Below are 7,943 nucleotides of genomic sequence, written 5' to 3'. Positions count from 1 at the left end.
CGGAAGACGGAGGGGGCGGGGCAACCGGAGCACTATCTGCTTGGCGTGGCGGACTTGTACTTGCCTGGGGTGGTGGACTTGCCGGCCTCCCGGCGGTCGGTGCCGTCGGCGTGGCGGGCGACATCGGCGGTCGGAGCGAATCCGGGTTCGCCGGCGCCGCGTCCGCGGATCCGGCCCCGGGCTCGAATCCGGTCGGCGCAGGGCTGGCCGTGGCGGTGACCGATGTCCGCTGGCCAGAGGAAGCGGGATCCGTCCCGCCGGGTGTCGACGGCGCAGCTCCCGACGGGATGAGAACGTTGTCCGCCTGCGCTCCGGACGAGCCGATTCTTCCCCGGAGGGCGACAGCCAGCGCTCCGGAGATCACGAGCATGGTCACGACACCGGCCGCGGTGGCGATCCATCTGCCTCGGGGCCGTTGACGATCGGAACCCTTGTCCCCGGATGCCGGGTTCGCGGATACAGGCAGCGGTGTACCTCGCGGCCGGATTCTGGTCGGAGTGTCCAGCGGCTCGTGGTAGCCGGAAGCAGCGGGCTGCGAGTCGGCGCCGCCGGCGCCGGCCGGGGCTGGCTGCGGGGCGCTCCTGGCGGGGGCGGCACGGGAACGGCGGCGGGTGGCTGCTGCGAGGGGTCCGCCGGCAGCGGCTGCTCCGGAATCGGTGCCTGTTCCCGGATCGCCGGCCGCCGGCGTATCCGATGCCGGCGTATCCGATGATGGTCGGTCGGCTGCGAGATCCTCCCCGGCTGCTTCCGGCCGGGCCAGCGGCTCGGCGCCCAGGACGTCCTGCAGCGCGTTGAACTCCTCGACAAGGCTGACCGCGGTCGGGCGTTGGTGCGGATCGACCGACATCATGCGTCCGATCAGCACCCGGAGTGGCTCCGGAACACCCTGGTCGAGCTCTGTGGCGTCTCCGGCGAGGATGCGCCGCATGACCGTCGCCGGTCCGTCGCCGGCGCGGGGCGCGAACGGGGCTGTGCCTGCAAGCAGGGTGTACAGGGTCGAACCGAGGGCGTAGACGTCGGCGGACGGCGAGTACCGCTGCCCGTCGAGGACCTCCGGGGCGCAGTGGACCGGCGTGTAGGCGTCAAGGCTGACCGACTTCTCCGGGCCGGTGACGACGCTCGCCACCCCGAAGTCGCTCAGTACCGCGCCGCCCTCGTCGGAGACCAGGAGGTTCCCCGGCTTGACGTCACGATGAGTAATGCCAGCGCGGTGTGCCGCGGCCAGCGCCCGGGCGACGGACACACCTACCCCGACGGCTTCCGGCACTGGCAGCTGGTTGTTGTCGCGTATCCGGTCGACCAGTGATCCTCGCGGGAAATACTGCATCGCGATGAACGGCTGATCGTCGGCGGTGGCGCCCGCGTCGTACACGGTGATGATCTCGGGGAGGTGGGACAGGCGCCCGGACGCCTGGCACTCGCGGGTGAACCGGCGCAGCGCGTCCGCATCCCCGATGTCGGTACCCAGGACCTTCACGGCTACCGTTCGCGCGAAACGTTCCTGGTAGGCGGTGTAGACGGTGCTGAACCCGCCGATCGCGACCCGGCGGAAATCCCGGTACCCCTCGATGACCGGACCTGGCGACGCCCCCGCCGTCCCCTGGCCCGCCCGAGTCTTCCCCACATCGCCCCCGGTATGTTTCATACGAACCCGTTCGCTGCGACGCATGTCCTCGTGAAACTATATGGTAAGCCTGCGGCGTGATCCACGACGTGCTTCGGCGACGTGCGTGGGAGAGCGCCCCGGGGACGTGATGCCGCATGCGCTGTTTTTCCAGCGTCCCCTCGGCCCCGGCCGTGCGAAAAGAGCCATGATCGCACATCCTTTGGTCGTTACAGTCTGTTCTTATTGCTTCTTGATAGGGTGCTGGCTAGCCTTTCAGGTGTCTTCAGGCTGTGGCTCCGTCGTCGGCCATGCCCGGTGAGGCCATGCCCGGTGAGGAGGTGCCCGGTGAAGAGGCGCCGAAGACGTCAGGCTGGCCGGGTCATGGTAACGGGCCATGGTGGGCGTGCGTAGTCGGAGTAAGGGGTGATGACATGATGGCGGGTGTCTTCGAGTGCGATCCCGATGTCGCCCGGCAGGTCTCCAACGACCTGGCCGATATTCGCAGCACCCTTACCTCTCTCGGCGCCGCCTTCGACGGTCTGCACGGTGTGACCGGCTCGAAGGAGGTGGAGACGGCGCTGGACCATTTCGTGAGCCACTCGTCGGACAGCCGCGAGTCGATGGACAAGTTGCTGGAGCGGGCGTCCGGCCTGCTGCGCGGGCTGGCCGAGGGGGTGTTCGAGGTGGATTCCGGCCTGGCCGGGGCGTTGACGCCGGCCGTACCCGCGGCTCCTGTTGCCGCGGCGTCCGCTTCGTCGGCGTCCGCTTCGCCGGTGGCGGCGGGCCGCGCGCAGTGAGTACGACAACTACCGGTGTTCCTTCGTGGTTCACGCTCCGGGTTCCCCAGTCCTGGTTCGAGTTCGACGTGTGGCGGGCCACCCGTACCGGTGATCTTGCGCGTCTCGTCGACGCCCGGATCGCGGATGTCCCGCAACTGCGGCCACAGCGGCCGGCGTTGCTCACGCTGCTGCGGGAGATCGCCGAGCGGGCCGAGCGGCAGGGGGCCGTCTACTGCGCGGCGACGGCCGAGCTCGTGGACGGCTCCGACGGTCTGGTGGCGAGCGTGATGGTGTTTCATACCGACGGCGCGCCGAATGCCGCGGACAACACGGTGGAGGCGATCGCGGGGCAGGTCACCGCCGTGGCGTCGACAGACCGGAGATCTCCGTGGCGCACTGTGACGATTGTTGAGATGCCGGTTGGCCGGGCCGTGCGTGTTCGCGGGGTCGAGCGGGCCGAGCCGGACGGGGTGTCGATCGACAGCGTTGTCATGCAGACGCTCATTCCGGTACCCGGTGATCGTGGTGTGCTCAACGTTGTTCTGAGTAGTCCGCATGTCGACATCGCCGACGAGCTGTTCGAACTGTTCGACGCTGTCAGCGACACGCTGGCCTGGTCGCGGGACCGTCCGGATCAGCTGTCCGTCACGAATTCGTCCCCATAGCCCTGGAGCGATTCAGCCGGTCGCCCAGGTTCACCTGACGAAAGGGAGTGTGTCATGGCGAACGTCCACGTCGACTACGGGGCGTTGGAGAACGCCGCGTCCAGGCTTACGGGCGGTCAGCACGAGATGGAATCCCAGCTGGCCCAGCTCAAGAGCCTGATCGACGGTCTGGTTAGCAGCGGGTTCATCACCGATCAGGCGTCCGGGAAGTTCCAGCAGTCCTACGAGCAGTGGAACACCGGCACAAGAAACGCTATCGCCGGGCTGGAGGGCATGAGCGGTTTCCTCAACAAAGCGGTTTCGCAGCACCAGCAGCTCGACGCCACGCTCAGCCAGTCGGCGGGCGGCTAGTGGTCGAAGAGCGCGCGATCATGGCTTTTTTCGCGCGCTCGGAGGACCCGAGGGTCTCTGAGTAGGAGCGACCGAGGACAGGGCTGTCCGGCCCCAGAGCTCTGGCACCCTTTGCGCACCGGGGCCGGACGCGTGAGGTCTGCCCGGCCCCCACGCGACCAGGATTACCACTTTAGGCGGGGAGAGCAGCGGTGAGTGACTGGGGTGTCCTGGAGCTGGAGGGTGATCCGACCCCGGGTAACCCGGACGCCGTCCGGGCCGTGGCGGCCCGGCTGCGGGAACGGGCCGAGCTTGCCGAGAGCAACACCACCCGGCTGCGGGCGATCGCGGGTGGTGGCGGTGATCTACGGATGACCGGTGACTACGCCGCCCGGTTCACCGAGGCGCTCGTCGAGCTGCCCGACGAACTGGCCAAGCTCGCCCGTGCCTACCGCGGGTGCGGGGAGGCGCTGTCGATCTATTCGACGGGTCTGGCCGAGGCGAAGACGCGGGCGGGTGGCGCGCTGCGGGACGGCGTGGACGCCGACGGCCGCTACCAGGCGGCGTTGCGGGAGGTCCGGGCGTTGCTGCCGCCGGATCGGGAGGTGTTGCTGTGGCCGCGGGCCGAGCTCAGCGACGGCTCGATCGGTTCCGTGACGGCGGGGTGGGAGGCGCAGGATCTCGCCGGGCAGGTCCGGGCGGCCGCCAACCGCGGGCAGGTGGCCAGCGCGGATCGGGCCCGGGCGCGGCGGCTGGCTCAGGACGCGGCGGAGCTGCGCGGGCAGGTGGCGCACACCTGTGCCCGTGACATCGAGCAGGCGCTGTCGGGCAGCGGGATCAAGAACAGGCCGTGGTACGAGAAGGTGTGGAACGCGGTGTCCGCGCCGTTCCGGTCCTGGGACAGCTTCGTCGATCTCTGCCGTGACGTCGCCATGGTCGCGGGTGTCGTCGCCATGTTCATCTCCGGGCCGATCGGGCTCGCGCTGGTCGCGATCGCCCTGGTGGCGGGCGCGGTGGCCTTCTCCGACACGTTGGTGAAGGTTGCGCAAGGTAAGGCGTCGCTCGGGCAGCTTGCCCTGGACGCGCTCGGTCTCATTCCGGGTGGGCGGGGTGTCGTCAGCGTCGCCCGGTTGGGGCGTACCGCCGCCGCGCTGGGCCGTGGGCTGGCGCGCGGCGAGGGTGTGAAGCTCGTCGGCGCCGGACTGCGCACCCTCGGCGGCACAGCCCTCCGCCAGGTGCGTACGGCGACTGCCTACGGTATGAAGGTAGCGGGGAGTGTACGCGAGACGCTCCAAAGCGGCTACCAGTTCACAAAGACCGCCGCGTCCCGTTTTTTGAAACTTGACCCGGTGGATATGGCCAGCGGGCAGATGATCCTGCAGCAGGTCGACCTCGAGCTGCCCGGTCTGCTGGCGTGGACGCTGCAGCGCACCCACATGTCGTCGTACCAGGCGGGCCGCTGGTTCGGCCCGTCGTGGAGCTCGACGTTGGATCACCGGCTTGAGATCGACGATGCGGGGGTGTGCTATGCCGCGCCCGATGGGGTGCTGCTCGCCTACCCACATCCTGCGCCCGGTGAAACCGTGCTGCCGGCCGAGGGTCCACGCCTGCCATTAACCCGCGACGAAAACGGTGCGTACACCGTCACCGATTCGGTGACCGGGCACACCCTGCACTTCGCGGTCCCGGCCGACGGCGCCCGTGGCGTGGCCCTGCCGCTCGCCGCGATCAGTGACCGTAACGGCCACCGCGTTGAGCTGGGCTACGACGCCGACGACGGCACGCTCGCCGAGATCAACCATTCGGGTGGGTACCAACTGGTCGTGGAGACCCGCCAGGGGCTGATCGCAGCCGTGCGGATGCGCGGGCGGGCGTGGGAGCTCGACACCGAGATCATCCGGTACGGTTACGACGCGAGCGGACGGCTCACCGAGGTCGTCAACTCCTCGGGCCGGCCGCTGCGGTTCGACTACGACGAGGATGGGCGCATAGTCCGCTGGCTGGACCGTAACGGTACCCAGCACGTCTACACCTACGATGAGGCCGGCCGGGTGGTGCGGACCGCGGGCTCCGCCGGTTGCTTTGACGGGACCATCACCTACGACACGGACCGCCATGTCACGGTGGTGACCGACTCGCTGGGGCACGTCACCGAGTATCACTTCAACGACACGATGCAGCTGCAGCGGCAGGTCGATCCGCTCGGCCATGCCACCAGCTATGAGTGGGACCGGTACGACCGCAAGCTCGCCGAGACCGACCCGCTGGGCCGCACCGTCCGCTACAGCTACGACGCGGCCGGCAACCTGGTGGAGGTCCTCCGCCCGGACGGCAGCCGGGCCAGCGCGGAGTGGAACAACCTGCGGCTGCCGGTGACCCTCGTCGAACCGGACGGCGCCCGCTGGGAACGTTTCTACGACGACCGGGGCAACCTGACCGCCGTGGTCGACCCGGCCGGCGCGCGGACGGCGTTCGGCCATGACGACCGCGGCCGGCTCACGACCGTCACCGACGCGCTCGGCCACACCCGGCGGGTCGCCACCGACGCCTCCGGTCTACCGGTCGCGGTGACCGATCCGCTCGGCGCGGTCACCTCCTACGACCGGGACGTTTTCGGCCGGGTGGTGGCCGTGACCGACCCGGTCGGTGGGGTGACCCGGTTCGGCTGGACGGTGGAGGGCAAGATCGCTTCCCGTGCGCTGCCGGGCGGCGCCGTCGAGCGGTGGACCTACGACGGGGAGGGCAACCTCGTCGAGCACGTCGACGCGGCCGGGCTGGTGACCCGCAGCGAGGCCACGCACTTCGACCTGCCGGCGGCGCGGACCGGTCCGGACGGGGCGCGGCTGGCCTTCGCCTACGACACCGAGCTGCGGCTGGTCGCGGTCACCAACCCGCAGGGCCTGGTCTGGCGGTACGACTACGACCCGGCCGGGAACCTCGTCCGGGAGACCGACTTCAACGGACGGGTGCTGGCCTACGGGTATGACGCCGCCGGCCAGCTCGTCGAGCGCACCAACGGCGCGGGGGAAACCGTCCGTTTCGTCCGTGACGTGCTCGGCAATGTCACCGAGAAGCACGCCGCGAGCGGTGTGACGACGTTCGCTTACGACGCGGCGGGACGGGTGGTGCGGGCGACGAACGCCGACGCCGACTGCACGCTCCAGCGGGATGCTCTCGGCCGGGTGCTGGCCGAGACCTGCAACGGCCGGACGGTCGCCTCGACGTACGACGCGCTCGGCCGGCGGGTGCGGCGGGTGACCCCGTCCGGGGCGGAGAGCGTCTGGGACTACGACCCGAACGACCTGCCGTCATCCCTGCGCACCGCCGGCCGAACGGTGCGCTTCGCCCACGACGAGGCCGGTCGGGAGGTGGAGCGCAGCCTGGATACCGGTGTGGTGCTGGCGCAGGCGTGGGATGTCAACCACCGTCTGTTGTCGCAGACCGTGACCGCGGGCGGGTCGGTGACGGCGCGCGCGGGTGAGCCGGGGACGGCGCGGCAGGCGCGGCTGCTCCAGCGCCGCGACTACAGCTACAGCCCGGACGGCTACGTCACCGAGATCGACGACATGCTCGCCGGCCTGCGCCGGTTCGATCTCGACCCGGCGCGGCGGGTCACCGCTGTCCACGGCACCAACTGGTCCGAGCGGTACGCCTACGACGCCGCGGGCAACATTACCGACGCGTCCTGGCCGGCGCCCGCGCAGCGCGACGGGCGTGACGGGCGTGATGGCGTGCACGAGGCCGCGCAGGGCGGACGGGAATATGCCGGCACGCTGATCCGCCGTGCCGGCAGCGTCCGCTACGAGCACGACGGCCAGGGCCGGGTGACGTTGCGCCAGCAGAAGCGGCTGTCGGCGAAGCCGCGTACCTGGCGGTACACCTGGGACGCCGACGACCGCCTCACCGGTGTGACCACGCCGGACGGCCGGCGCTGGCGCTACCGGTACGACCCGTTCGGCCGCCGTATCGCCAAGCAGCGTTTCGCCGACAACGGCACTGGTGGTGGCAGTGGCGATGATGGCGGGGTGGCCGAGCGGGTCGATTTCGCCTGGGACGGCGTCGTGCTCGCCGAGCAGCACCACCTCACCGGGAACGCCCCGGCAGCCCGGGTCACCGCCTGGGACTGGGAACCCGGCGGCTTCCGCCCGCTCACCCAGTCCGAACGCCGCCCGTCCGGCGATGGCACGGGTGCTGCCTCGAACGGTGCCACCGGCGACGCCGCCGGCAATGCCGACCACGCTGTCGATGATCGCGCTGGCCGGAGCGTCGGCGAGGGTCCGGACGATGCCGAGCAGGGGTGGTTCGATGCCCGGTTCCACGCCATCGTCACCGATCTCGTCGGCACCCCCACCGAACTCGTTGACTCGGACGGTGACCTTGCCTGGCGTACCCGCACCACCCTCTGGGGCGCCAGCCCACCGGCCGCTGACGGTGACATCGACTGTCCTCTCCGGTTCCCCGGCCAGTACCACGACCCCGAAACCGGCCTCAATTACAACTACCACCGTTACTACGCGCCCGAAAGCGGCCGTTACGACTCCAACGACCCCCTCGGCCTGGCCC

Annotated in this window: 5 protein-coding genes; 4 read left to right on the top strand and 1 reads right to left on the bottom strand. The window is 70.1% G+C overall.

The genetic code is table 11. From position 1 onward, the window contains the following. The coding region (locus tag CV1CTNOD_RS16445; protein WP_207386493.1) for a serine/threonine-protein kinase at positions 1–1,624 on the bottom strand (1,624 nt) is incomplete at its 3' end. Positions 1,625–2,037: 413 nt separating this feature from the next. Here CV1CTNOD_RS16445 and CV1CTNOD_RS16440 point away from each other — a divergent pair. From CV1CTNOD_RS16440 to CV1CTNOD_RS16425, 4 genes are all read left to right on the top strand, one after another. Continuing rightward, complete coding sequence (locus CV1CTNOD_RS16440; RefSeq protein ID WP_131786935.1) at positions 2,038–2,403, top strand: hypothetical protein; 366 nt, start codon at positions 2,038–2,040, stop codon at positions 2,401–2,403. Continuing rightward, positions 2,400–3,050 (top strand): hypothetical protein, encoded by a 651-nt coding sequence (locus CV1CTNOD_RS16435; RefSeq protein WP_131786934.1) that lies wholly within the window; start codon positions 2,400–2,402, stop codon positions 3,048–3,050. The genes CV1CTNOD_RS16440 and CV1CTNOD_RS16435 overlap by 4 nt, the downstream gene beginning before the upstream one ends. A 54-nt stretch (positions 3,051–3,104) precedes the next feature. Further along, positions 3,105–3,401: a WXG100 family type VII secretion target gene (locus tag CV1CTNOD_RS16430; RefSeq protein WP_131786933.1), complete on the top strand. Its 297-nt coding sequence runs from the start codon at positions 3,105–3,107 to the stop codon at positions 3,399–3,401. Between the two features lie 191 nt (positions 3,402–3,592). Further along, the coding region (locus tag CV1CTNOD_RS16425) for a DUF6531 domain-containing protein (protein ID WP_131786932.1) at positions 3,593–7,943 on the top strand (4,351 nt) is incomplete at its 3' end.

Source organism: Protofrankia symbiont of Coriaria ruscifolia (assembly GCF_900634745.1).
Taxonomy (GTDB): Bacteria; Actinomycetota; Actinomycetes; order Frankiales; family Frankiaceae; genus Protofrankia; species Protofrankia californiensis.
The sequence above is the reverse complement of the archived record's forward strand: the minus strand, read 5'-3'. Positions and strand labels throughout refer to the sequence as shown.

Excerpts from the sequence above, each read along its gene's own strand:
- CV1CTNOD_RS16430 (WP_131786933.1), top strand. The coding sequence starts at position 3,105 with ATGGCGAACGTCCACGTCGACTACGGGGCGTTGGAGAACGCCGCGTCC.
- CV1CTNOD_RS16440 (WP_131786935.1), top strand. The coding sequence starts at position 2,038 with ATGATGGCGGGTGTCTTCGAGTGCGATCCCGATGTCGCCCGGCAGGTC.